Annotated in this window: 21 protein-coding genes; 12 read left to right on the plus strand and 9 right to left on the minus strand. The window is 43.5% G+C overall.

Annotated elements, in window-relative coordinates:
* Positions 1–9: 9 nt before the first annotated feature.
* The 4 genes from MMA19_RS00305 to moeA are packed head-to-tail and all read right to left on the minus strand — an operon-like array spanning position 10 to position 3,183.
* Positions 10–843, minus strand: coding sequence for a sulfurtransferase (locus tag MMA19_RS00305; protein ID WP_006070545.1), 834 nt, complete (start codon positions 841–843; stop codon positions 10–12).
* Between the two features lie 11 nt (positions 844–854).
* Complete coding sequence (locus MMA19_RS00310) at positions 855–1,160, minus strand: hypothetical protein (protein WP_006070544.1); 306 nt, start codon at positions 1,158–1,160, stop codon at positions 855–857.
* A 24-nt stretch (positions 1,161–1,184) separates the two neighbouring features.
* On the minus strand, positions 1,185–1,937 hold the full coding sequence (gene moeB, locus MMA19_RS00315) for a molybdopterin-synthase adenylyltransferase MoeB (protein ID WP_124941902.1): 753 nt from the start codon (positions 1,935–1,937) through the stop codon (positions 1,185–1,187).
* 10 nt (positions 1,938–1,947) lie between these two features.
* A complete protein-coding gene (gene moeA, locus MMA19_RS00320; protein WP_006070542.1) occupies positions 1,948–3,183 on the minus strand; it encodes a molybdopterin molybdotransferase MoeA in 1,236 nt (411 codons plus the stop codon).
* Positions 3,184–3,406: 223 nt separating this feature from the next.
* Between moeA and folE the strand changes: the two genes are divergently transcribed.
* A complete protein-coding gene (gene folE, locus MMA19_RS00325; protein ID WP_006070541.1) occupies positions 3,407–4,060 on the plus strand; it encodes a GTP cyclohydrolase I FolE in 654 nt (217 codons plus the stop codon).
* Positions 4,061–4,205: 145 nt separating this feature from the next.
* Positions 4,206–6,251, plus strand: coding sequence for a hybrid sensor histidine kinase/response regulator (locus MMA19_RS00330; protein WP_240205191.1), 2,046 nt, complete (start codon positions 4,206–4,208; stop codon positions 6,249–6,251).
* Positions 6,252–6,299: 48 nt separating this feature from the next.
* Here MMA19_RS00330 and cqsA read toward each other — a convergent pair whose 3' ends face one another.
* The 3 genes from cqsA to clcA all read right to left on the minus strand — a co-directional run bounded on the left by cqsA (position 6,300) and on the right by clcA (position 10,174).
* Positions 6,300–7,481 (minus strand): alpha-hydroxyketone-type quorum-sensing autoinducer synthase, encoded by a 1,182-nt coding sequence (cqsA, locus tag MMA19_RS00335; RefSeq protein ID WP_006070539.1) that lies wholly within the window; start codon positions 7,479–7,481, stop codon positions 6,300–6,302.
* A gap of 221 nt (positions 7,482–7,702) precedes the next feature.
* Positions 7,703–8,671 carry a TDT family transporter gene (locus MMA19_RS00340; RefSeq protein WP_038222071.1) on the minus strand — a complete coding sequence of 323 codons (969 nt, stop codon included), beginning with the start codon at positions 8,669–8,671 and terminating at the stop codon, positions 7,703–7,705.
* A 102-nt stretch (positions 8,672–8,773) separates the two neighbouring features.
* Positions 8,774–10,174: a H(+)/Cl(-) exchange transporter ClcA gene (clcA, locus tag MMA19_RS00345; protein ID WP_006070537.1), complete on the minus strand. Its 1,401-nt coding sequence runs from the start codon at positions 10,172–10,174 to the stop codon at positions 8,774–8,776.
* A 470-nt stretch (positions 10,175–10,644) separates the two neighbouring features.
* Here clcA and MMA19_RS00350 point away from each other — a divergent pair, with 470 nt between their 5' ends.
* From MMA19_RS00350 to MMA19_RS00395, 10 genes are all read left to right on the plus strand, one after another.
* Complete coding sequence (locus tag MMA19_RS00350) at positions 10,645–11,631, plus strand: GTP-binding protein (protein WP_006070536.1); 987 nt, start codon at positions 10,645–10,647, stop codon at positions 11,629–11,631.
* 3 nt (positions 11,632–11,634) lie between these two features.
* Complete coding sequence (locus MMA19_RS00355) at positions 11,635–12,672, plus strand: helix-turn-helix transcriptional regulator (protein ID WP_031494840.1); 1,038 nt, start codon at positions 11,635–11,637, stop codon at positions 12,670–12,672.
* A gap of 128 nt (positions 12,673–12,800) precedes the next feature.
* Entirely contained in the window at positions 12,801–15,056 is a 2,256-nt protein-coding gene (locus tag MMA19_RS00360; protein WP_240205192.1) for a multiheme c-type cytochrome, read from the plus strand.
* A gap of 104 nt (positions 15,057–15,160) precedes the next feature.
* Positions 15,161–16,150 (plus strand): MoxR family ATPase, encoded by a 990-nt coding sequence (locus tag MMA19_RS00365; protein ID WP_240205193.1) that lies wholly within the window; start codon positions 15,161–15,163, stop codon positions 16,148–16,150.
* A gap of 17 nt (positions 16,151–16,167) precedes the next feature.
* Positions 16,168–17,127 carry a DUF58 domain-containing protein gene (locus tag MMA19_RS00370; RefSeq protein ID WP_240205194.1) on the plus strand — a complete coding sequence of 320 codons (960 nt, stop codon included), beginning with the start codon at positions 16,168–16,170 and terminating at the stop codon, positions 17,125–17,127.
* Entirely contained in the window at positions 17,124–17,681 is a 558-nt protein-coding gene (locus MMA19_RS00375) for a DUF4381 family protein (RefSeq protein ID WP_240205195.1), read from the plus strand. The genes MMA19_RS00370 and MMA19_RS00375 overlap by 4 nt, the downstream gene beginning before the upstream one ends.
* Positions 17,678–18,718, plus strand: a complete 1,041-nt coding sequence (locus MMA19_RS00380; protein ID WP_240205196.1) for a VWA domain-containing protein — start codon at positions 17,678–17,680, stop codon at positions 18,716–18,718. Before MMA19_RS00375 ends, MMA19_RS00380 begins: the two co-directional genes overlap by 4 nt.
* Positions 18,718–20,406 (plus strand): VWA domain-containing protein, encoded by a 1,689-nt coding sequence (locus tag MMA19_RS00385; RefSeq protein ID WP_240205197.1) that lies wholly within the window; start codon positions 18,718–18,720, stop codon positions 20,404–20,406. Before MMA19_RS00380 ends, MMA19_RS00385 begins: the two co-directional genes overlap by 1 nt.
* Positions 20,403–21,662: a BatD family protein gene (locus MMA19_RS00390; protein WP_240205198.1), complete on the plus strand. Its 1,260-nt coding sequence runs from the start codon at positions 20,403–20,405 to the stop codon at positions 21,660–21,662. The genes MMA19_RS00385 and MMA19_RS00390 overlap by 4 nt, the downstream gene beginning before the upstream one ends.
* Before the next feature lie 26 nt (positions 21,663–21,688).
* A complete protein-coding gene (locus tag MMA19_RS00395) occupies positions 21,689–22,594 on the plus strand; it encodes a LysR family transcriptional regulator (RefSeq protein ID WP_038222099.1) in 906 nt (301 codons plus the stop codon).
* A gap of 6 nt (positions 22,595–22,600) precedes the next feature.
* Here the strand turns inward: MMA19_RS00395 and MMA19_RS00400 are convergent, their stop codons facing one another.
* Positions 22,601–23,551 (minus strand): LysR family transcriptional regulator, encoded by a 951-nt coding sequence (locus tag MMA19_RS00400; RefSeq protein ID WP_240205199.1) that lies wholly within the window; start codon positions 23,549–23,551, stop codon positions 22,601–22,603.
* A gap of 91 nt (positions 23,552–23,642) precedes the next feature.
* Positions 23,643–24,764 carry a bacteriohemerythrin gene (locus MMA19_RS00405; protein WP_006070525.1) on the minus strand — a complete coding sequence of 374 codons (1,122 nt, stop codon included), beginning with the start codon at positions 24,762–24,764 and terminating at the stop codon, positions 23,643–23,645.
* Between the last annotated feature and the right edge of the window lie 104 nt (positions 24,765–24,868).

Raw genomic sequence — 24,868 nt, forward strand, 5'->3', positions numbered from 1 at the left:
ATCTTCATTTTACTTTTCTACAGGTAGATCAACACGTTGACCCCATTCAGTCCATGAACCGTCATAGACAGATAAATTATGATAACCACAGACATAAGCGCCAAGAGCGAGAATACAAGCCGTTACGCCGGAACCACAGCTAAACACCATATGCTCTCGTTTACTTGCTGAGATAGCTGAATACAAAGGAGCAAGATCTTCTAACGGTTTGAGGGTGCCATCGTTGATGAGTTCAGCAAAAGGAAGACAAACAGAATTTGGAATATGGCCGCTTCTGACACCTTCTCTTGGTTCTTTCACTTCGCCTTTAAAGCGTGCTAAAGAGCGAGCATCGACGATATGAGCGTTTTGCTTTTCGGAATACGTAAGAACTTGTTCTGCTGATAGGAAGTAATGCTGATCTAGTGACAGAGAAGGGGAGGTGGGCGCTCCAATCGAATAATCTTCATCGCAATCGTAACCAGCTGTTTTCCAAGCAGGTAAGCCTCCGGAGAGCACATAAACCTCACTTAATCCCATTGCTTTAAGCATCCACCACGCACGAGGTGAAGCATAAGTACCGGAATTATCATAAACAACTATCGTACTTTTTTCAGTAAGGCTCAGTTTCGAAGCTAGTTCATTGAAACGAGCTTCAGTTGGCATCATATGAGGAAGAGAACTGTCTGGGTCGCAAAAGACGTTGTCATAATCAAAGCGCTGAGCGCCAGGAATTACTCCACTTTTGTCCTTTTCAGGCTCTAGCGGAATTTGAAATTCGATACTGGCATCAAGAACAATAATGTCGTTGTTAGCATCTAGCTGTTGCTTTAGCCATTGAGGAGAAACAATAGGTTGTGTCATCAATGATTTCCTTATCTGTTGAGGCAATGCTGAAGGCGATAGGTCTTGGTATTAGAAACTGAGCTCTGCTGTGAGCTTAGTGTGACTTCTGAACCTACGGGGCATAATGTTGCTTTATCTGTGGCGACACGGCTGTTACTACCGTCTCTATGTTCCACGATGAGGTAGTAACGATTGCCGTCTAAAGATTGTGTGAGAACATGGCTTATTACTTTGGCTTGTTCTGTTTTTTCTGTATTTGAATCTGAAGATAGGAGAAGCAACAAGAATCCAACACCCACAGCGAGAATAGCAAATGCGATGGTTAGTTGTTTCATTAGTACTTCTCCATAGACTACTCTCTATTCACCACAAACTTTGCAGGCCTTGGATTTAGGCAACCCCATGTCTCGCCAGCTTAATGATAAACCATCAAATATTAATAGCTTACCTATTTTAGGCTGCCCATAGTTAGCGAGGACTTTTATCGCCTCTAGTGCCTGCGTAGCACCAATGATGCCAACGACAGGTGACATGACGCCAGCTTCAACACAGCTCAGCGTTGTATCTCCAAACAGTGCGCTTAAACAAGCATAGCAAGGTAAACTGTCGTCTTGATATGTAAAGACGGAGACTTGACCTTCCATTCTAATCGCTGCCCCACAGACCAGCGGCTTTTTGTGTTTAAAGCAAAGGCGATTGAGTTGGTTACGAGTATCTACATTATCAGTGGCATCAAGAACAAGGTCGTGCTCTTTAATTTGTGCTTCGAGAGCAGCATCGTCCAAGCGATGATTAATGGTTTTAATCATCACATTAGGGTTTATCTTGCTTAACGCAGTTCGGGCTGACTCAACTTTATCGACACCAATAGAGTCATCGTTGTGTAATACTTGTCGTTGCAAGTTTGATAGCTCCACCGTATCGTCATCGACTAAGGTGAGTGAACCAATACCCGCTGCGGCAAGATACTGACTAGAGGCACAACCTAAACCACCGGCTCCAATAATCAAAATTGAAGATTGTTTGAGTGCTTCTTGTCCATCAAAATCGAAGTTCTTCAATATAATTTGACGGTTATAGCGAAGCATCTCTTCATCAGACAGTATGTCCACAATAGCCTCGTTAGAATAAAGTTGGGTTGAACAACTGGATTTGAACCGTTTCTCCCACATCAATTGACGTGCGGTCGCGCTCAAGCACCACAAAGCAGTTTGCTAAGCTCATCGATCTAAAGGCTCCTGAGCTTTGGTTTCCGGTTGTTTCGACTACAAACTGGCCATCTTCAATCGTATAGATACCGCGTTGATAATCGGTTCTTCCAGGAGCTTTTTTGAAAGCGCTGCGTGTGATGGCAGGAATAGACTCCGGCTCTTTCCATTCTGAGTGACCGGAAAGCTTAGCGATGAGAGGTTGTACTAGGACATACATAGTTAATACTGCAGAAACAGGGTTTCCTGGTAATCCGCAGAACCAAGCGTTGTCCAGCTCACCAAAAGCGAAAGGCTTACCGGGCTTGATAGCAAGTTTCCAGAAGCCAATTTGACCTAATTCTTCAAGAATATCTTTAGTATAGTCAGCTTCACCAACGCTTACGCCACCCGAGGTAATAACAACGTCGGCTTGTTGTTGCGCCTGCTCGAATGTGGCTTTCAGTGTTTCTGGGCAATCAGGAATGATACCTAAATCAATAGCCTCACAACCGAAGTTCTCAATAAGCGGTTTGATTCCGTAACGGTTGCTATCGTAAATCTGTCCATCTTCTAGCTCAGTACCAAGCGGGCGCAATTCATCTCCTGTAGAAAAGAAAGCAACAACTGGTTTACGGAAGACACTGATGTGGCTAATTCCTAACGTAGCTATCATAGGAATATCGCGTGCGGTTAAACGAGCCCCTTTTTTTAATACGACATCGTTCACTCGAATATCATCACCAGTAGGACGAATGTTCATATTTGTCTTCGGAGAACACTGGTTGAACGTAATGTTATCTCCGTCTACCGTGGTGTTTTCTTGCATAATAACGGCATCACAACCCTCTGGGATTTTCGCACCAGTCATAATTCTAACCGTTGTCATTGCAGGCCAGTCACCCTCATAAGGTGCGCCGGCAAATGACTTACCAACCATTGATAGAGTGGTACTTTGCTCTAAGTCACGGAGACGAATGGCGTAGCCATCCATTGCGGAGTTATCAAAGGGAGGCACGTTAATAGGAGAAAGAATGTCTTCTGCTAATACATACCCAAGCGCGTCAGGTAACGGCAGTGTGAGAGTGTCAGTAACAGGAGTAATTGGTGTGAGCATTTTATCCAATGCTTCTTCTATAGGCATTAAGCCTGGTGCGTCGCAGCAACCCATAAGATAAGCCGTCCTAATTGATTCAGTGGAACTATTTAATTCAATAAAGTCTTCGGAATGTAACACATTTTGTCTGAAGAGAGGCTTACTCCTATGGATAAAATAGCCAAAAACATGCTTCAAATCATAATGCATACAAAGCAATACAGAATTTGTGGGTGTAATTGATGAAAATTCCGAGTATCCTTGTGCCCCCTTACGGGTGTTAGTGCGAGGAAGTAAGATGTCAGGATTAAGTGAATCAGCAAAATTGGTGAAAGCCGCGTTGTCAAAGCGAGGGCTAGAAACACCGATGCTGCCAAATGAAGTCAGCCGTGAAGAAAAGAAAGAGCGTATTGAACATCATATGCGTGAAATTCTTACGTTGTTACAGCTTGATCTACAAGACGATAGTTTGATGGAGACGCCGCATCGCATTGCCAAGATGTATGTGGATGAAATTTTCTCTGGCTTGGACTATGAGAACTTCCCTAAAATCACCGTCATCGAAAACAAGATGGACGTTAGTGAGATGGTTCGTGTTAAAGACATCACGGTAACGAGCACTTGTGAACACCACCTTGTTACCATTGACGGTAAAGCGGCAGTCGCCTATATCCCTCGAGGTAAAATCATCGGTTTGTCTAAAATTAACCGTATCGTCAGGTTCTTCGCACAGCGTCCACAAGTTCAAGAACGCATGACGCAACAAATTCTGGTTGCTCTACAAGCATTGCTTGAAACCGACGATGTCGCAGTAACAATTGATGCAGTACATTACTGCGTGAAGTCTCGCGGTGTCATGGATGCTACCAGCGAAACGACGACTACAGCATTGGGTGGCATCTTTAAATCCAAACCAGCGACTCGACATGAGTTTTTGCATGGACTGCGATAGTTCTTTCTGGAAGACGCATCACATATTCGTTTGCAACGCCCTCTGATTACGAGGGCGTTGTTGTTTTACAAAGCTTTCTTACCGATCAAGCCAATGTTATGCTTAACCAATAGTAATAAGTTTTAAATCTGGATTGATTGCACAGATGGAAAGGATAAAGAGAACCTACGAGTATGCTGCGCCAAATATTACACTTGTCGCATGGATGGGGATTTTGGGCTTTCCACTTTATTACGTCATTTGGAAGTATGTATTTCCTCAGCCTTATGAAAGTGAGCTTTTAAGAACTATTGGCGCAATCATGTTAATAGGGTTTATCTTATTACGTGCTTTTTCAGAAAAAACTAAGCGAATCCTCCCATACTATTACCTAGTAGTCATTGGCTTTACTTTACCATTCTTCTTTTGCTACATGATGTTGATGAATAACTGGACGACAGTTTGGGTTATGTCGTTTATGTCATCTATATTTCTTCATATATTGCTTATTTATGATACAAGAATCATGGTCGCTCAGGCGGTAATATCTGTTGTATCTGCTGTTATACTTGCTTACATTATGGGTGGGCAAGGGATCTATATGGAACAGAGCCTTACTTATTTGCCCATATTTGCGTTTACCTATATTTTCGGCAGTTTGTTCTTCTTTCGTAACCAAAACGAGCATGAATCGAAATTCGCGATTGCTAAGTCATTCGGTGCTGGTATCGCTCATGAAATGAGAAACCCTCTTAGTGCTATGTATTCTTCGTTAGAGGTAATGCGAGCGATTATTCCTAATAAGAGCGCTATCTTTCGTAACTCTCACCAATTGAACACCGAAGAGCTTCAACGTTTGAATGAAATCATAGATGATTCCATGAAAACGATCATGAATGGCAATGAGACCATTGACTTACTACTGACTTCTATCGATCAAAGTCGAGTATCTACATCGACTTTCTGCCGTAATAATGGCAAAGAAGTAATTGAAAATGCAATCAGAACGTTTGCATATAAAACAGCACTGGACAATAAAGCTGTCTCGGTCAATATCCCGAACAGTTTCGACTATTTTGGCAGTGATACTTTATTGAAGTATGTGTTGTTTAACTTACTGAAAAACTCGTTTCGCCACCGGGGGGCAGGGAAGTTCATCATAACAATTGACTCTCAAACCCAAGACGACTGCAATATCATTATTTTTAGAGATACCGGCAAGGGGATTGAAGAGCAACTACTTCCGTATATTTTTGAAGACTTTTACACTACCGGTAAATCTGGGTCCTATGGTCTAGGGTTGGCCTTCTGTAAAAAGGTTATGAGGTCGTTTGGCGGTAAGATTGTATGTCAATCCGAGTTTGGTGCATGGACAGAGTTTAAATTAATATTTCCTAAGTATGAGTCGGCTGAAGTGGCACAGATTAAGAGTGAACTGATTAAAGATAAGTCAGTGTTGTTTATTGGTGAGTCATCTAGCATGTTGGACTTGGTTAAGAGTGCTCAATATCACCGAGAATTCAAGCTGACAGTTGAAGACATAAAAGCGGCAAGTTATCGCGAAGAATATAGTTTCGAGTATAGCCTTATTATTATCGACGGTAATCTATCGAGAGAAGGGTGGATCTACCTTTCGAGTCTAGAGGCTAAGCTTGAGTTTACTGAGGCAAGAATTGTTCTCGTTCACTCCGCAAATGACCAGAGAAATCTATACTTCAAGCGCTATCTTAATGTCGAACTAATGGATTATGACGAGTTTACCTCTGATATTAGAGACACGTTAGATAAGTTGTTTTTTAGAGAAGTGGAAGAGCTTGCGACGGTTCGTCCATACAACACAATATCTTCTACAAAAACAGTTCTCTTAGTCGATGACAATCACTCATTGCGAACAATTACTAGCATAATGTTGGAAAAAGAAGGTTTGGTCGTGCTTCAGGCTAGCAATGGTGCTGACGCACTAGTTATGCTTGATGAAGAAAACGTAGATTTAGTTATTATGGATATAGAGATGCCGATTCTAGATGGTATTTCCACTGCGGATAAGATAAGAAAATCGACAGCAAAGTACAACACAGTGCCTATCATTGCTTTTACTGGTGATGCGAATCCAACAACTCGTGAAAAAATCAAGCAATCTGGAATGGATGACTTACTCATTAAACCGACACCGAAAGACGAGCTAGTTGATAAAGTGGCGTCTTGGATATAGATGAGGGAGCTCAGATCTAAATGTTGAGCTCCACATCCGATTTACTACCTATAAGAAATAGAATTCTTTGTTTTCCGTTGCTTCTTTACATGCTTGTACTACTCGATCTAAATCCTCGAGAGTATGCTCTGAAGTGACTGAAAATCTGATGATATTTTTTCCTTTTGGCGTTGCCGGTGTACAAAAGATTGAACCAAAAACGCCTTTACTCTCTAAGAAATCCCGAACAATTTCAGTGTTTTCAGCGTCACCTGTTTCCAAAGCGATGATCTGAGATTCACTACGAATAGATAGTCCTAAGTTTCTTAGCTGATTTCTTAAATAGTCACTATTTGAGAACAACGAGCGTCTTGCACTGTCGGCGCTCTTGATAACGTCGACAGTGGCACTTAACCGTTCAGTTTCATACGGTAGTAGCATGGAACTGAATATTGCAGGGAATGCCACAAATGGAAGACAATGTGCGGTCTTTTTGTTGGATAAAATTGCGCCTGCACGATATGCAAATGTTTTTGCTAAGCTCACAGTAATATAATCGACATGCTCAGTTAAACCCAATTCAGCAACCAAACCAGCACCTTTAGGACCGTGAGTTCCAAGTGAATGAGATTCATCCACGACCAATGCGCAGTCATACTCATAAGCCATTGATACCAGGTCTACAAGCGGTGCTATAGTTCCCAACGTACTGTAGATAGAATCAACTAGAATTATGCCTGGGCCATTCTTTTGAATCTGTCGCTTTAAGTGCCTGATATTGTTGTGCATAAATGGATGAACCATAGCGCCAGCAATTCTTGCACCCTCCCATAATGAAGCATGAGCGAAGAAATCGACATACACATTAGTGTCTTTCGTGCAGATAGCCTGTAGTAAGCTCAGGTTTGCGGTATAACCTGATTGTGATACCACACACTCTTCAAATCCTGTTAGTTTAGCGAGTTTTTTTTCAAAAGCAGAACTGTCTTCCGCCTCAGCAGTATAAACACCAGACATCAACATACTTTCCGTATTGGCTCGTATAGCGTCTATGTGCTTCTCCTTAATATAGGCGTTGTTATTCAGACATAGATAGTCATTTGTTTGGTAACTAGTATCACTTGCCGTAGGTCTTTTCCCAGAGACTAGATGCTTTTTACTTTTGGTTGAATGGATATTTTCAGCGATATAAATATCGTGTTGCTGTTCAATAAATTTAGGCAACGTTTTTGTTATTTTCTCTAAGTGCATAGCTAGGTTCTCTCGACATTTAAAATGGGTTGTCGGCCGACAGAACGAAATATTGCCCAATATGCAAAAATAGTCACTAGTGACTATTTTATTTTTTGGAGTTACTAGCAATCTTCACTATACTACATAGCGATATATTCATCTTGCTTATACCCATTGGGGATCTGTGCGAGGTTTTTTATACTCTTTTTAGTTGTTATTGATATATGTATCACATTTTTTCATTGTCGTGACATTAACTCCGGCCAATACATTTTGATAAAACCAAAACTCACCCAGATAACCGCCAAAGTTGCTACAGATAACTCCAAAAAGCCGAAGTTGTGAAGCCAATGCCAATGCGGGTACTCGCCCTCGAAGAAATCCGTTAACCTGTACATCGCGATAGAACTGATGACTGAAGGAAAGGTAATCGCAGCGATAGATGGTTGAAATTTCAGTTTTAATAATCTGAAGTAACACAAATAGATAAGTAATGTCATTGTGATGGCGATACCAGCTAGCGCACCCGTCAGTATAGGATCAGGTTCAGGGAAATTGACTAAGTATGCTGATAATGTGAGGTTGATCGGCGCTGCCATGATAGCGATAGTAGGCCTGGCACGTTTGCGAAGCATACCTTCAAACACCAGTCGATATAGAACCAGTGGTAGCATAAAGAAATATATTGCGATGCATACACTAGCAATGGTTTCAGAATATACCGTATGTCCAAATTGAGTTCCTGCTAATGAACTACTAATTAGTCCAACAGGATAAAGAAACCAGCTTGGAACTATATTGGCTATTTTAAAATTCTTAATTTGATAGAAAAAGAATAATATCGCCATGAGTATATGCAACATCAACGCAGCAAACCAAAGAGGATAGGCGATGAGCGGTCTAATAACGGCTAAGTAATCACACAGGATTAATAACGCCATACTCATTGGAGCCATTAAGCTGCCTGTTAATGGGTGCTTTATATCAGCAGAAAATATATGGCGATTGAGCAAATATTTTAACAGTACGGGAATTAACAGTAGGGCCCCGATAGTGGCTAAGATTGGCTGAATAGTCTTACCAAGTTCTGGTACATACATCGCCCAAGCGTGGCCGAGGCCGATTATTCCTAAAGCCAATGAGGCTTGAGAGGTGGGGACACTGTGAAACTGTGTCAGTCGTTTTAGGGCAGCAAGACTTGTTGTCACGAGGAGAGCTCTCTTTAATATCCTTATTATTATCTGCTAGCTCTTCTGGGAGAACTAGCAGTCTAGCCGTCTAATTATACACAGTTTGGATAGAAAATGCGCTCAGTTTTCCTTTCGTGGTAGATCTTCTTGTCGTAGTTTTTCGTTTTTGATGGTTCGGTGGAGTAGTTGGCTATAAATAGGTTGCCCCCCCATTGCTTGAGCAATTACTGTTGCACCCAACGCAGTGATGATAAGTGGTAAGATCAAGTGGTAGTTATTGGTCATTTCAATGACCAGTAAAATTCCAGTAATCGGTGCTCGTACCGTTGCAGAGAAGAGTGCACCCATCCCTGCGATTGCAAAGACAGCGGGTTCTATTGGTAATTCAGGAAATAGTGCTTTCGCTGTTAATCCGAAGGCATAACCGAAGGACGTTCCCAGTGCCAGCATAGGTGCAAAAATACCGCCAGGCGCACCAGAGCCAAAGCAAATAAGGGTAGTAAGTACTCTACCGATAAACAGCAATACCAAGATGGAAGCGCTAAAACTGCCATTTGTAATATCAGGAATAATACCGATACCGCCACCAGTTAATTCTGGTACATAGAGAAGGAGTAGTCCGAAACATCCACCAATAATAGAGCCAGTAAACAGGAAACGCTTAAGGTCGTTTTTATGAATGCGTACAAACAGATCCTGAAACACAGTAACAAGTTTATTGAAAGCAACGCCAAATACACCGAAAAGTGCACCTAAAACTAGAAACAGCCACAACACATTGAGCTCTGGTGAGCCATATTGTGGAATGGAGATGACGGCGCTTTGGCCATTAATATAGCGAAAAACCAAAGTCGCGGTTACTGCTGAGATAAGTACGGCTTTAATAGAAATAAGAGAGTAGCGAAAATGTGGACGCATCTCTTCGACAACAAACATGATACCGGCAAGAGGGGCGTTAAAAGCAGCTGCGAGACCGCCTGCAGCACCGGACGCAAGTAAGGTATGGCGACTGTCATCGTTTTTTACTCGAAAGAGATCTGTCACCATCCGAGCTAAGTTGCCGCCCATTTGTACCGTTGGGCCTTCTCGACCTAGTACCATACCTGAACCGAGAGCTCCTAAGCCACCAAAGAACTTAACGGGTAACACGCGCCACCAACGAACTGGTCGCATATTATCCATCGCACCCTCAATTTCAGGAATACCTGATCCAGCGGCCTCTGGTGCAAATTTATGGACCAAAAAATATCCAATGAAGGCGAGTAATGCACTAATTAGAAAAGCTGATAACCACAGAGGAAGGACTGAACCGATTTCGTCGCGAAGCCACTCTGTGCGGGTCTCAGTTACGAAGTGAACACCAAGCTCAAACAATGTGCCTACTAAACCTGCAAGTACACCCACAACACAAGACAGCAAAAGCACTGAGATAGGGGTCGTGTCTCTCGAGAGAAATTGATTAATCGTTCCGCGTGGCACATGGGCAAGTAACGACTGTTTGATTCTTTCTCTCTTTGTCATTGTATTTAAAGACCTTGGTTCTTCGGATTGGCGGGAATGTATAAGTAAAATTATACGACTTAGAACAATTGGCAACAGTGGTAAAGATGAAAAGTAGTATTCCAAATTTAATGTTGCCTAGTGTTGCAGCGTTTTGTGATTCACCTCAATGTTCTCTACTTGCAATAATCCAGATATGTACCATATTTAAAGCGTAGGGATTGTATTCGACGAGCATGGAGGATTTGAAAACCCTACGTACAATTTGGATGTGCAACAAACACATACTACTGCCCCGTAAATTATCTCAGCCGCGTTAACAAGGTTCAGAGATTCGCAAACTCACGATTGAGTAACGGGGGATCAAGGCGCGCGCAAAGTGCGCCTTTTGTCTTTTGGTCTTTTATACTCATCCCTAAACCTATTCAATATAGAACCTACGAGTCACTTAGGTATATACTCATACCAAAGCAATATTCAGAGAGTTCATCATGTCAAATCAAGTGCCTACCAACATCATCACTGGTTTTCTTGGTGTGGGTAAAACCACCACAATACTTAATCTACTTAAATCAAAACCCGAGAATGAGAACTGGGCGGTACTCGTTAATGAGTTTGGAGAAGTCGGTATTGATGGTGCAATGATGGCTGAGGGTGGTGCACTTATTAAAGAAGTCCCGGGAGGCTGCATGTGTTGCACTGCAGGTGTTCCGATGTCGGTAGGTATCAACGTCCTGTTAAGACAAAAGCCGGATCGTTTGATAATCGAACCAACAGGATTGGGGCATCCCAAACAGGTCATTAAGACGTTAACATCAGAGCAGTACACTGATTATATTGATTTAAAAGCGACGATTGCGTTGGTGGACCCGCGTAATTTATCCGATGATAGGCATTTATCTAATGCTAACTTTAATGATCAACTTAGTGTCGCTGAGGTTGTGATCGGTAATAAAGTGGATCAATGCACCGCTGAAGATGTCGATGTGTTCAATGATTGGGTTACGGATCAAACGCCTGCCAAGATTTTCCACAAACTGGTAAAAAACGGCGTGCTTCCGATAGAGGTGTTGGATATAGAGCGACGAATTCAAGAGACGGAATCTTCTGCCCACTCTCACGACTTTCACGACCATAGCGATCTTGAACCAGTATTTGAATTATCTCCTGAAAAACCATTTATTCGCCGCGAGAATCAGGGACAAGGCTACTTTAGTTGTGGTTGGATTGTTGGTGCGGAACATACATTCGATTTTGACCAGTTATTCTCAATGTTCAGTGATTTGAATGCAGAGCGCATTAAGGCGGTAGTAAACACAGATAAAGGTTGTTATGCCTTTAACGTTGCTAATCGTGTTGTTTCTGTCAATCAAATGTCGTTAGAAGGCTATGAATCAAGAATCGAAGTCATCGATAGTGAACTTCTACCATGGGAGCAATTGGAGACAGTACTCCTTCGCTTGTGTGGCTTACGTTAGGGTATGGACTCAAATGAACTTCTAAAGACGGCTTCGACCCGACAAATCATTGATGTGCAGTGGCTTCGGTCTCTTGACGAGGCTGCTAAGCGCTATGGTCTCGATATTGCTGCGTATCGCGGCGGCATCAAGGATTGGCACGAGCAAATGGAGAGGCCAAAGGTCTCCCTTGATGCGTTGGAGGAAGCGATTGCACTAGTGGAAGCACATCCTGCCGCGTTTGATATTGTGATAGATGCTGGTACCAGTATTACGGCAAATCATCTCGGTGTGCTTGGGGCGTTTCTATATAGCGCTCCCAGCGTTGATGTCATGTTGAAGTTCTTCGAAGCATTTTCGTTAGTGTTTTGTCCTGCTGTAAAGTTGGTGTTTATTCATCGCCTTAATGAGAAGTCTGAACTTTGGATGCTCAGACACGACAACGATAAAGGTATGCCGACCTTTTCCAACCTTGGTTTTAGCTATTACTGTATCGCGTTAATTACTTTTATTCGATCGACACAAAAAGAAGCGTGCACCGTAGAGTTTTTCTTTGAACGAGATCCTCTAGATGACGACGTCATAGAGTCATTAGAACAACGATTTAATTGCCGAATTTTCTATGGGCATAAGATTCGACGTATTACCTTACCAAGCTGGTTTGTTAATAAACCATGCACCTACGCCAACTCTGAGCTTAACGCGACATTAGTGGCACCGATGCATTACAGTGCCGAAAGCACTATGGATTCGAGTTTAGCTGAGCAGGTGTTTTCCGTTTTTAAGCAGTATGAGGTCACAGATATAACGATTGACTCTGTGTCTCGGCATTTTCATATGAGTAGTAGAACGCTAACAAGAAAACTCAGTGCGCAGTCTTTGTCGTTTCGAACTTTGCTAGACCGTTACAAATTAGAACGAGCGATTTCGTTGTCCGCCAACCCAAGTACAAACCTCACTCAAATTGCTTTAGAAGTCGGTTTTAAAGATCTCAGCTCCTTCTCGAGAGCTTTCAAGCGTTGGACAGGCGAGTCGCCAAAATCGCTATTGAATAGTCGATAAACTATCTTTTTGCTGTCTTAATAAACTGATCGGGTTTTATCTTTTTAGAACACCTTGCACCTATAACTCAGTAGTCTATTGTTATTATTGAAATAACAATAACTTGCACGTGTTAGAAGGGAAGCTAAATGGGTGTGATGGTAAGAGTTTTATTAGCACTAGTTAGTGTCGGTTTCACATCGTCGTCAGTTAGCTCTGAACTTGAAGGGGCTTCCTTTGTTGGCAGTGATGCTTGTATTGAATGTCATGCTAAGGAAGTCGAGTCATGGACGGGCTCTGACCATGAGCGAGCCATGGATCACGCGACATCGGAGAGTGTTCTAGCCGATTTCAATAATGTTCAGTTTACGTATCAAGGGAAAACGAATCGCTTCTATAAGAAAGACGACGAATTCTGGGTCAATATTCAGGGACCTGACGGTGACTTCCACGACTATCAAATTCTTTACACTTTCGGTCATTATCCACTTCAACAATATATGGTCCAGTTTGATGACGGTCGTGTACAACTGATACCTTTTACATGGGATTCGAGAGACAGGGAGTCTGGCGGTCAAAGGTGGTACCATCTCTACCCAGATACGACGCCAAACGATGAGTTTTATTGGACCAACTCTGGTCAAAATTGGAACTTCATGTGTGCAGATTGCCACTCTACAAATTTACTCAAAGGTTACGATAAAGCCACCAATCAATATGAAACCACTTGGTCTGAGATTAACGTCGGTTGTGAAGCCTGTCATGGTCCTGCTAGCGTTCATATAGAGCTTGCAAAGCGAGGCAGCGAGGGTGGCTTTAAGACTGTTGACCACTACGGTTTCAATCGTGATTTATCTCAAGCGGTGACAAGCTGGGTATTCAAACAAGGGAAATCGACGTTACAACCTAGTGATATTAAATCGACCCAACAGGTAAATGTATGTGCTCAGTGTCATAGTCGACGTGTTCAGCTAACAGAAGACTACGATCATGTACAAGGCGAGATTTTGGATCGTTACTTGGTTTCAAACCTTACTCAAGAACTTTATCACGCTGATGGTCAAATCTACGATGAAGTGTATGTGCTTGGTTCATTTGAACAATCGAAAATGGCTCAGATGGGCGTCACGTGTACCAATTGTCATGATCCACATACGGCTAAGCTTAAAATCCCGCAAGAAAGTGTTTGCTTACAATGTCACATCGCGTCTGAATATAGCTCGGAAAATCATACATTCCATCAAAAAGGTAGTGAAGCAGACAAGTGTACGACTTGTCACATGCCAGAAACTACTTATATGGAGGTCGACCCAAGAAGAGACCACAGTTGGCACGTTCCTCGTCCAGACCTCACACAACATATCAAAACGCCCAATGTCTGTACGACATGCCATGAAAGTGAGTCACCTGAGTGGGCTAGTAAAGCGCTTGCGGTATGGTTCCCTGAATCTAAATACCAAAACAGCCAGCATTATGGAATTGCCTTCTATGCAAGTGCCATAGGGCACCGCGCTGCAGCGGATGCCTTATCGTACATTGCGCAAGATAACTCTGAAGCTTCAATCGTAAGAGCATCAGCGTTGCAACGTTTAGCCAATTATCCTGGCCAAAATAGTTTGATAGCGCTTGGGCGTGCTGTAAAAAGCAGCGATGCTATGGTACGGGTCGGGGCGATCCAAGGCAGTGAGCCTTATCCTTCACACCAACGCTGGCAAATTATCTCGCCGTTATTGACTGATTCAGTGCTAGCTGTTCGAACTGAAGCCGCTGGTGCGTTAGCGCGTTATTGGCAGGAGCTAAATCCTCTTCAAAAAGATCAACTAAAGCCTGCGTTAAAAGAATATATAGCAGTACAAGAATTTAACTCTGACAGAGGTTTTGGTCGCACCAATCTAGGTAACGTTTACGCCGCTCAAGGTAAGACAAAGCTGGCCATTGCAGAGTACGAAGGTGCCATTCTTGTTGAACCATACTTTGCCAATAGTTATATCAATCTGGCGGACCTTTATCGTGCTCAGGGTCAAGAGGCATTAACCGAGCAGACTCTACAGTTGGGCATCAAAAATCAGCCAAACTCAGCGGCAATTCGTTACAGCGCCGCGCTTTCCAAACTAAGACAGGGTGAAAAACTGGCAGCATCTGACTTATTAAAACAAGCGGTAGACCTAGAAAAAGACAATGCTCAGTACTGGTACGTTTATGGTTTATCGATGGAGTCTATTAATCTAGGGCAGGCAATCTCTGCTCTGAACCAAGCGTTCAAGCTCAGTCGAAATCCAGAACAGTTATACGCACAATGTGACATGCTGTTGAAATACCAAAAGCCTGAATCGAAGGCTTGTTTGCAGCAATTGTCGCAATTCGCACCTAAGGAAGTAATAGAGCAATTACAATCACGTTATTAAAGTGCGATGAGCATTATCAATATAACTAAAAGTTATGACCGCTAAAGATAGTATGAAGGGTATGTGTTATCGCCTAAATTAAGTGTAGCTGGAAGGGTAAACGAATGAATCAAGCACAAACAGAGCTTAATCGCCTAATATCTGAAGTTGGTGAGTCAGTGATCGGACAACAGCATGTGGTCACTGCACTGGTGGTTGGGCTTATTACCAATGGTCATATTCTTCTAGAAGGCTTGCCAGGTACGGCCAAAACGCGCTCTATCAAAGCGTTAGCGGATCGTCTACATACAAGTTTTGGTCGTATTCAGTTTACTCCTGATTTGTTGCCTTCCGACGTGACAGGCACCGAAATCTATCAAGATGTGGATGGAAAACCTCAGCTACATTTCCAATCCGGACCTATCTTCAACAGCATCGTGTTGACGGATGAGATCAATCGAGCTCCTGCTAAGGTTCAAGCCGCCTTGTTGGAAGCAATGGCAGAAGGCACGGTCACCGTAGGTGGTGAAAGCCACTCTCTCCCAGAACTCTTTATGGTGTTAGCGACACAAAACCCTATCGAGCAAGAAGGGACTTATCCATTACCAGAAGCGCAAATGGATCGCTTTATCATGAAAGTGACGGTGGATTATCCAGAAGACGAAGCCGAGAAAGACATCATTCGCCTTGTTCGTGATGAAGAGCTGGGAGCGCGTTCGAACACAACAAACAACAATGGCTCCGAATCTTCCATCTCACCGGAGTCGGTGTTTCTTGCTCGTGAAGAAATGGCAAAGATAGAAGTATCTGACATCGTTGAAAACTACATTGTCGGGTTAGTGATGGCTACGAGGCAGCCACACCGTTACCCAGATTCCTCGTTACAAGATTGGATTTTAGTGGGTGCTTCGCCTCGTGCGTCTATCGCTCTGGATAAATGCAGTCGAGCCTATGCGTGGTTACAAGGCCGCTCTCATGTAGAGCCAGATGATGTGCGTGCCGTGGCTCATATGGTTCTGGGTCATCGGGTAGCGCTGTCATACAACGCGCTCGCAGAGCAAATCACTCAGAAGGATGTCGTCGACCGTCTATTGGATGTTGTGGCTATTGGCTAACCGCAGAGGTAGATAATATGGCTCACAATACCGAGGCGTCACTCGATACTCGCATTTATACTCCATACGCCCGATTGGTGAAACTGCAATCGCAAGTTCAAGCTTTCTCACTATTGCCACACTTGATGGCGCAGTCGGCAATGTCTGGCAGACACAGTTCTCCGTTTCGCGGTCGTGGTCTTAACTTCGAAGAATTGCGACATTATCAGCTTGGTGATGACATTCGTAATCTCGATTGGAAGGTCACGATGCGTACTGGTAAACCACATGTCAGAACCTATACCGAAGAGAAAGATCGTAACTTTATTCTGTGTATTGACCAGCGAAGCGGGATGTATTTTTCGTCAGTCGATACGATGAAATCGGTTGTTGCAGCTGAAGTTGGCGCACTGGCTGCTTGGCGAATCATAAAAGACAACGACCGTGTGGGTTTTATCATTAATCATAGTGACCACATCGAGTATATAAAACCACAGCGCTCGCAAAATCATCTGCTACATGGACTTAAGCGCTTGTGTCACGCAAATCAATCCCTTGGTTTACACAGTGAAGACAGTGACAACGTAGGCTTTACGGCGACCATATCTATGCTTGGTAATCTGGGGTTAAAAAACGCCACCGTAGTTTTCATATCGGATTGGTCAGATGCTACAGAGCATGATATTGACCGACTGAAATACCTACAACAGCACAATGACATCCTCAGCGTAATCATCTCGGACCCACTAGAACGTCGACTACCTGATGAGATTCTTGATGCGTCAACGTTAGTATTTGGCGATGGTAAGTATCAGTTAAGTGTGACAGAGAAACATAAACTCAATACCGCTAATGCTGGTTTGGCAGCGCAATCTCAAAGCAAACTGGAAAGCTTACGCCAGCTTATGTCGATAAAAGAATTACCTGTGATTGAACTGACGACCGATGGTGACCACATTGCCAGGTTTAAACGAGCTGTAGGAGGGTTTAGCTCATGACTCAACCTGCACCTAGCTCTTACATTTTGCGTAACATGCTCGAAGTTCCTAATCCTGATTCGGTTAGTTGGTTGCCACAAACCATTGGATGGCAACTTATCGGATTACTCATCGTTCTACTCATTGGCGTTAAACTTTTTCGCGGCTATTGTCGCCATTCTATGCTTCGTTACCGAAGAGAAGCACTCGCTATTCTGCAAAGCAACAAGACATCACCACAACGCGACCAGATGTGTTACGACGTACTAAAAAGTGTCACGCAGTACCTTAAAATCTCCCAATCTCAGCAATATGGAACGGCATGGATAGAGCAATTGAACCGCTATGTCAGTCCTGATGCTCAATTTAATGTTGAGTTGGGTGGAAAATGGTTACGCACTTTACTGAGTTCAAAAGTGACACTAGACGCTTCGGAATCAGAACATATTTATCAACAAGTACATAGGTGGATTGAACATCACCCCGTACCTAATTGGCTTAAACAGTATTGGCAGGCAAAACAAGTGATTGCTCGCAGTCTTAGTAGAATGGGTATTAAAGGAGGCCAGCAATGAGTTGGTCTACCTTAACATTGACGTATCCATTGTGGCTTTTGCTTCTGCCGCTGCCAGTGGTTGTCTATCGATTTGTACCTGCATACAAGACCAAGCAAAGTGCCATCAAAGTCCCTTTCTTTAATAAGTTGCTGGATATTTTGGGTGAGCAGCCAGAACTTGGTGCCAGCCAATTGCAACCGTCTTGGTGGCAACGTGGAATACTGATCGTTTCATGGTGCTTATTGGTTATTGCAATGACCAAACCTACGGTATTGGGCGAGCCACAAACGAGAGAGAAGCTTGGTCGAGATGTGATGGTCGCAGTTGATTTATCGGGCTCTATGTCTGAGATGGACTTCTCTTCGTCAGATGGTCAAGCGGTCTCAAGGCTTGATGCTGTCAAAAGTGTCCTGCATGAGTTCGTTGCAACGCGAGAAGGTGACCGACTTGGTCTGATACTGTTTGGTGATGCGGCTTATCTTCAAACGCCTTTCACCGCGGATCACGATGTCTGGCTTGCGTTACTTGATCAGACTGAAGTGGCGATGGCTGGGCAGAGCACGCATCTAGGGGATGCGATAGGTCTGGCGATTAAGGTATTTGAACAATCTGAATCGTCAAAAGACAAAGAGAAAGTAGTCGTGGTACTGACCGATGGTAATGACACTGGCAGTTTTGTAGAACCTAAAGATGCAGCTATTGTCGCGGCGGCAAAAGGTGTGCGTATTCACGTGATTGCGATGGGCGATCCCGCCACCATCGGTGAGCAGGCTCTGGATATGGCAACGATCGATAATATTGCTAGCCAATCAGGTGGTCAGGCATTTCAGGCCCTAGACCAAGAAGCACTTCAACAAGCGTACCAAACGATTGGTGAGTTAGAGCCGAAGTTGTACGAAAGTACTCAATACCGACCTAAACAAACTGTGCACCAGTATTTATTGATGGTAGTAGTCATCTTGTATTTGATTGCCTTTTCAACCGCAACGCTACGGCGTCGGTATGGTCAACCTCGCGAACTTAACGAGACCAATCAAACAGGGAGAAACATCTAATGAATTCCCTAGTCGTCGAGCAAATTATTTCTCAGTTCCATTTTATGCGTCCCTATTGGTTGCTTGCTTTTGTGCCATTAGCCTTGCTGTTGTTACTTCGTTGGCGCAGAGAATCATCTGCTGCTTGGAAAACCATAATTCCTGAGCATCTGCAAAAGGCGTTGGTTATTGGCGAGAAAGGGTGGAAAAGCCAGCTGCCACTTAAACTCCTTAGTGCGATTCTTAGCTTAGCTATTATTGTTTGCGCAGGGCCGACTTGGCAGCGTGAGGCCTCACCATTTGGTGAGGATCAAGGCGAATTGGTGATAGTACTCGATACCAGCCAATCGATGATGCAAAGTGATTTACCTCCTTCTCGACTCGAGCGTGCCAAGTACAAAATTCGCGACTTACTGCAAGCTCGTCAAGGTGGAAAAACATCGCTTATTGTCTTTGCTGGCAGCGCTCACACCGCGATGCCAATGACAGAAGACAATCAGGTGTTCTTGCCGTTCTTAAACGCTATTTCACCAGAAGTGATTCCTGTTCAGGGTAAGAGTGCCCAAGCCGCTATCCCTCAGATACAGTCACAGCTTAAAGGCAGTTCATCGGGTTCAGTGCTCATTATTTCAGATGGCGTAGCATCAGAGGCGATTGAACAGTATAAGAAGGCGTTTGAAGACTCAAACGTGCTCGTCATCGTGATGGCGGTAGGCAGTGAACGCAACCAATCAAGCGCAGCAACAGATTGGGACAGCCTGAAGCAGCTTGCCAATGACACTGGTGGAAGGTACTACGCGTTGAGTATCGACAACACTGATGTTGAACAAATTGCTACTGATGTTGAAAGGCACATGCAAATCTCTGGAGAGTCAGCTATGCCTTGGCGTGATATGGGCTACTATCTGGTTTTTCCGATTATGCTGCTAGCTTTGCTTTGGTTCAGAAAGGGTTGGTTGGTGCAATGGATGTTCGTCGCAACCTTATTAAGTCCAAATATTTTGGTCTCAGAAGCACACGCGGAAACGGTGTCGTCGCTGGCAAAAACTGAGACAACTGCACAATCTGTGTCACAAGTGGATCAACTCTGGATCTCAGCGAAACAAGCGTGGATGAATCTTTGGCTGACACCCGAACAACAAGGTCAGTGGTATTTTGAGCGTGGAGAGTTTCTAAAAGCGGCAAAGCATTATCAAGAGCCCATGAATAAAGGCATTGCCTATTACTACGGGCGCGATTTTAAGTCAGCACAAGCGCAGTTTTTGCAAGTTCAGAATAACGAACTAGGTACCCTATATTTAGGCAATGCATTAGCACGACAACGAGAATACTTGGCAGCAAGAAACCTCTATCACGCGCTTGCTAAGGACACACAATCCGCGGATATTGCAGAAAAAGCGACCCATAACTACCAGGTGATGCAATCGCTTGTTGACGAAATAAACCGATTCAGTGAAAGCCAAAAAGGGACCACAGATGGCCCAGAAGAATCTATAGAGCTTGGTGATAATCCTCAAACGGCAGATGGCGCTGATGAAACGACGACATCGGAAATGATGCTAAAAGAGACGCTCAATGCACGGGAAATTCTAGGAAGTGAAGAACTGGCTGATAAATGGCTAAGCCGAGTGGAAGCCGATCCTAAAAACTTCTTACGCAATAAATTCCAGATTCAACTGCGTGACACTCAAAGAGGTCAAACTCAATGATTTTTCGACTTTGCTATGTAAAACGATTGAGCTTACTGCTTGTTAGCACTTTCTTACTGATGTTCTCTGTACAATCTAATGCGGCTATGTCCATCAACGAACTTGAACGTGTAGGAGGCGTAGAAATCAAATCTTGGCTCAGTAAAGGAGCAACCGCGTCTGAACCTGCTGCCATTAGAGAACAGGTGATATTGTACATTGAGGTGTCGACACCTCGTTGGTTTACAGGTGGTACTCGCATTTCGGCTTTTGGTATGCCCGATCTTATTGTCAAACAGCGAAACCAGCTTGCGACCAATTATACTGAGAGAAAAAATGGCCAAACATGGTCACGTCAGCGTTGGGAGATTACGCTTTACCCTCAGCAAAGTGGTGAATATCGTTTACCTAAAGTTCCAGTTAGAGTTCAAGTGTCAGCATCTGATGGGACTAACGTGCAAGGCACACTCTATACCAAACCGATGTCGCTTTTTACTCAACTTCCAGATGCTTCCTTCACTCCAAACAAGCCTTGGTTTGTTGCCAGTAACGTCAAGGTTTCGGAAGATTGGCAGCAGTCATCTGAGAAGTTGGAAGCAGGAGATAGCCTGACAAGAAAAGTAACCATTACGGCTGATGACACGTTATCCATACTATTGCCTCCACTAGACAGTGAACAATCCATCGTTGGCACGAAATCTTATCCCAAACCAAGTGCGTTGACAGATAGTCAGACTCGTGGAAACTATCAATCGACCCGAACCGATGAGACTGTTTATATACTGACAACAGGTGGTGAGGTCACGTTTCCAAAGCAGACGATTCGTTGGTGGGATAGCGAGTCACAATCTGTCAAAGAAGTAACACTAGAAACTAAAAAAATAACCGTTGCTCACACTTGGCGATCTTTATTGAATACCTATTGGTCGCAGATAGCTATACTGATAAGTGCCTCTATTGTATTGATAGGATTGACGATCTTTGTAAATCGCTATTATAAGTTTCACCCTAAACCGCCTTGGTGGCTGTTCCAACAAGCCGTAAGAAAACAAGATTGGCCTAAGGTAAGAACGTTACTTTATTTAAAAGGTCGAAAGCATACTGCCACACTAGAATTAAAGCGAATGCACGACAGTGATAAGTGGCGAGCGGAAAGTGAGTACATTCAGAGGCATACGCCAAACAAAGAAAGCAGCTTTTGGCTGTGGCGTCAGTTGAAAAGTAGCAAACAACAACAGCGCGCAAGTGACTTAAAAGGCCTTGATAAATGGGGTTGAGTGCTGCGAGTGAAGTTAAGGTAATAATGAAAAATACTGAGCTAAACCTAATTCCCGTATTCGTTGCAATCTATGAAGAGCAAAGTCTTTCTAGCGCGGCTTCAAGGTTGGGAATTAGTCAGCCTGCCGTTAGCAAGGCTTTAAAGCGATTAAGAGAAATCTATGATGACTCGCTGTTTCATCGAAACGCAAGTGGTGTAGAGCCGACTACGTTTGCCAATGATATCTATCCAGCGCTAGCCACTTCTTTGAAGAACTTTACTTCGACTTTAGAAGCTTCTAGAGACTTTAACCCAAAGACATCGACCAAGACATTCTCGATAGCTTCAGTGTCTGCAGCCAATTATGCGATATTGCCAGAGTTATTGGTTCGTATCTCCAAAATTGCACCCAAAGTATCTCTAGAAGTTCATCCTTTGTTTACTGAGGACCATGAGTCTGATTTGCGTTTACAGCGATACGATTTGGTCATTGATAGAACTCGAAGTGAAACTCCAACATTAAAAGTTAGAGAGATTTTCAGAGAAAAGCTGTACGTGGTAGTCGCCAATAATCACCCACGTATAACCGGAGACACGATTACTACCGAGCAATATTTAGCGGAGCAGCATGTGGTGATGTCTCAATGGCAGACTCGTAAAAGCTTCTTTAATGAAAAGGACTTCCCTGAATTCGGTAAACGTAAAATTATGTACCGAGCGGCGGGTGAGGTAGATATGTTGCCAGCGATTAGCCAAACTGACGCAATAGGTATTATTACCCACTCAACATTCAACAAGTTTGCTGTTGGTCTAGATGTTAAGGCATTGATGATGCCATTTGGCGCATCAGATTATGGACTAAGCATGGTTTGGCACCCGAGTCGCAACTCGGATGCGGCGCATCAATGGTTAAGACAACAGATTATTAAGATTGCCTCTCAAGTTAATTAATTTAGGTCATTGCTTGTACATATGCTGATAGTCAGGAATATGGGCTTCCCAGCGAGCTGGCTCTCCAATGTAGCTCTTCAACTGATTAATGAACTCGGAAACCAGTAAGGTTTGTTTGCGATGTGGATAAATAGCGTAAATCCCTGTGTCCTGAGTAGATAGGGAATAGTCGGTGAGTAATGGTACTAACCCTAATTCATCAATGGGTTTTTCCAAATTAAATAGGTCAATAACGCAATAACCAATTCCATTCTGCGTTGCAGACATCATGGTTCGAACGTCATTGACCTTATAGTTACCCTGCATTTTATAGCTAGTCATTTCTTGGCAACTCGGTGTTCTACTCATTTTAAAACTATCAAGACATACATCGCCGTTATTATAGATGACGGCGGGCAGGGTAATGAGCTCTTCCGGTGTTTGTGGTGTTCCATGTTGCTTAAGGAACTCTTTAGAGGCAACGATGGCAAAGTTAGTCTTAGCCAGCTTTTTAGCAATTAAGTTCGAATCCGTTAACTTACCCATCCGAATAGCCAGATCAAAGTGATCAGCAATGATATCGGTTTTTCTGTCGTCTAAATGCAAAGTTACTTGAACGTTTGGGTACGTTCTCATAAAGCAACTAATAACGGGCTGAACATATTGCTGTCCTAAGAACACCGCGGAGACAATCCGTATGACTCCTTTTGGCTCAGATTGGTAAGAATCCGCAATTCCCTTTATGTTATCCAATGATTCTAACAACACATGAGTTTCAGCAAGAATGTCTTCCCCTGCAGAGGTAAGAAAAAACGAACGAGTAGAGCGATTGAGCAACTGCACGCCCAATGTCTCCTCGAGCTTTTTTATCTGCTTAGAAAGCGAGGAGTTATCCATATTATTGAGCGTCGCAGCTTTGGCGAATGAACCTTGCTGGACGACATCCACGAAGAGCCGAAGCTGATGAGTAATAGACATTTTGACCAATTATTTTCGGGGGAAACGTCTTCATACTAGTGGACTCGCTTCCTGATTGGAAGGTGTGCCATAAGGTTTGAAGTCAGGGTCGTCACTCCAAAGCTGAAAGCACGCAGTTTCGGCCTTGTTCTTTTGCTTTGTATAGCAGTTGGTCTGCGCGCTCCATAAAGTACATAAAATCTTCGTGTTCTTCGGGTATGTGGGTGAATACCCCGATGGATGTTGTTATAGCGTTAATGCTTGACGTATCAATTAGACATTGTTGTTCGATCGCACTTCTCACTTGTTCCGCTATTTCAATTACCTGTTGATGTTCAGCACAGCATACAACTACCAGGAACTCATCGCCGCCCATCCTAAAGATAAAGTCGTTTTTGCGGCAGAACTTTGATGCTAATACGTGACTAAAGTGAATGATGGCTTCGTCTCCTCGAGCATGCCCAAGCGTGTCGTTTAGATGCTTGAAATTATCGAGATCGAGAGAAATGAAGCTTAGGTAGCTGTTCTCCACTTTTGCTCTTAACAAGGCCTCTTGTGTCATCATCATAAAATATCGGCGATTGAACAAACCGGACAACTCGTCGGTGACTGCCAGTTGCTGGAGTTTATCATTGAGCGCTTTTAGTTCTTTCTCGGCAACGATGCGACGATTCTTCTCTCTAATAAGCTCAATCGCATGAGAGGAGAGCTCAAAGTACATATTTAAAATAGTGTCGGTGAGTGCTCCATGTTCTCCAACGAGGGCGACTTCGGCTTCGATTTTTGCTTGGTTTAAGTCAAGAGCACCTTTTGAAAGAGCGTTTATCACTAAGCCCATTTTTTTGTCTTCGTTGAGAATGTGTAGTAGCAGCCAGCGAATAAGAAAATGTAGAATTTGCTCGGTCGCTTCATGCCAACCAACACTCTTCGTACGATGTTGAAGTCGAATAATCTCAGGTACGAAGGATTCATGGTTACCTTTATGAAGTACACACCAAGAATCTTGTTCAAAGTATTGCTGCCACACGCGCTCTTCTTCCGAAAAATGGTAGAGAGCATAGTCAGCTAACTCATCAAAAATGGTAGAAACTTGAAGCTGGTTATCGTATACCAAGGCATTAGCGAGTTTGTTAATCAACGAAAATAGGTTTTTGTGTTGCTCGTCAATGCTGGCTATTCCGGTTTCGAAATTGGTGTTCCAAGGAAAAAGCTCGATTTGGTTGCTAGGCATCATGGACTATCTGTGATGACAAGTGATGCACGATGGTATCGAAAATGCTTAAGCCAAAAAAGCCGAAGAGCGCGTTTAAGGACTATTTGGGCTTTAAATTAGGGTGT

It is taken from the genome of Vibrio sp. CyArs1 (assembly GCF_022432925.1).
Lineage (GTDB): Bacteria > Pseudomonadota > Gammaproteobacteria > Enterobacterales > Vibrionaceae > Vibrio > Vibrio mediterranei.

What these genes read in the sequence shown, in the direction of transcription:
- MMA19_RS00365 (WP_240205193.1), top strand. Translation starts at nt 15,161, where the DNA reads ATGAATCAAGCACAAACAGAGCTTAATCGCCTAATATCTGAAGTTGGT.
- MMA19_RS00400 (WP_240205199.1), bottom strand. Translation starts at nt 23,551, where the DNA reads ATGTCTATTACTCATCAGCTTCGGCTCTTCGTGGATGTCGTCCAGCAA.
- MMA19_RS00350 (WP_006070536.1), top strand. Translation starts at nt 10,645, where the DNA reads ATGTCAAATCAAGTGCCTACCAACATCATCACTGGTTTTCTTGGTGTG.
- MMA19_RS00330 (WP_240205191.1), top strand. Translation starts at nt 4,206, where the DNA reads ATGGAAAGGATAAAGAGAACCTACGAGTATGCTGCGCCAAATATTACA.
- MMA19_RS00375 (WP_240205195.1), top strand. Translation starts at nt 17,124, where the DNA reads ATGACTCAACCTGCACCTAGCTCTTACATTTTGCGTAACATGCTCGAA.
- MMA19_RS00305 (WP_006070545.1), bottom strand. Translation starts at nt 843, where the DNA reads ATGACACAACCTATTGTTTCTCCTCAATGGCTAAAGCAACAGCTAGAT.
- MMA19_RS00385 (WP_240205197.1), top strand. Translation starts at nt 18,718, where the DNA reads ATGAATTCCCTAGTCGTCGAGCAAATTATTTCTCAGTTCCATTTTATG.
- MMA19_RS00360 (WP_240205192.1), top strand. Translation starts at nt 12,801, where the DNA reads ATGGGTGTGATGGTAAGAGTTTTATTAGCACTAGTTAGTGTCGGTTTC.
- clcA (WP_006070537.1), bottom strand. Translation starts at nt 10,174, where the DNA reads ATGACAAAGAGAGAAAGAATCAAACAGTCGTTACTTGCCCATGTGCCA.
- MMA19_RS00355 (WP_031494840.1), top strand. Translation starts at nt 11,635, where the DNA reads ATGGACTCAAATGAACTTCTAAAGACGGCTTCGACCCGACAAATCATT.
- MMA19_RS00390 (WP_240205198.1), top strand. Translation starts at nt 20,403, where the DNA reads ATGATTTTTCGACTTTGCTATGTAAAACGATTGAGCTTACTGCTTGTT.
- folE (WP_006070541.1), top strand. Translation starts at nt 3,407, where the DNA reads ATGTCAGGATTAAGTGAATCAGCAAAATTGGTGAAAGCCGCGTTGTCA.
- MMA19_RS00405 (WP_006070525.1), bottom strand. Translation starts at nt 24,764, where the DNA reads ATGATGCCTAGCAACCAAATCGAGCTTTTTCCTTGGAACACCAATTTC.
- MMA19_RS00310 (WP_006070544.1), bottom strand. Translation starts at nt 1,160, where the DNA reads ATGAAACAACTAACCATCGCATTTGCTATTCTCGCTGTGGGTGTTGGA.
- moeA (WP_006070542.1), bottom strand. Translation starts at nt 3,183, where the DNA reads ATGGGTTGCTGCGACGCACCAGGCTTAATGCCTATAGAAGAAGCATTG.
- MMA19_RS00395 (WP_038222099.1), top strand. Translation starts at nt 21,689, where the DNA reads ATGAAAAATACTGAGCTAAACCTAATTCCCGTATTCGTTGCAATCTAT.
- MMA19_RS00370 (WP_240205194.1), top strand. Translation starts at nt 16,168, where the DNA reads ATGGCTCACAATACCGAGGCGTCACTCGATACTCGCATTTATACTCCA.
- MMA19_RS00380 (WP_240205196.1), top strand. Translation starts at nt 17,678, where the DNA reads ATGAGTTGGTCTACCTTAACATTGACGTATCCATTGTGGCTTTTGCTT.
- cqsA (WP_006070539.1), bottom strand. Translation starts at nt 7,481, where the DNA reads ATGCACTTAGAGAAAATAACAAAAACGTTGCCTAAATTTATTGAACAG.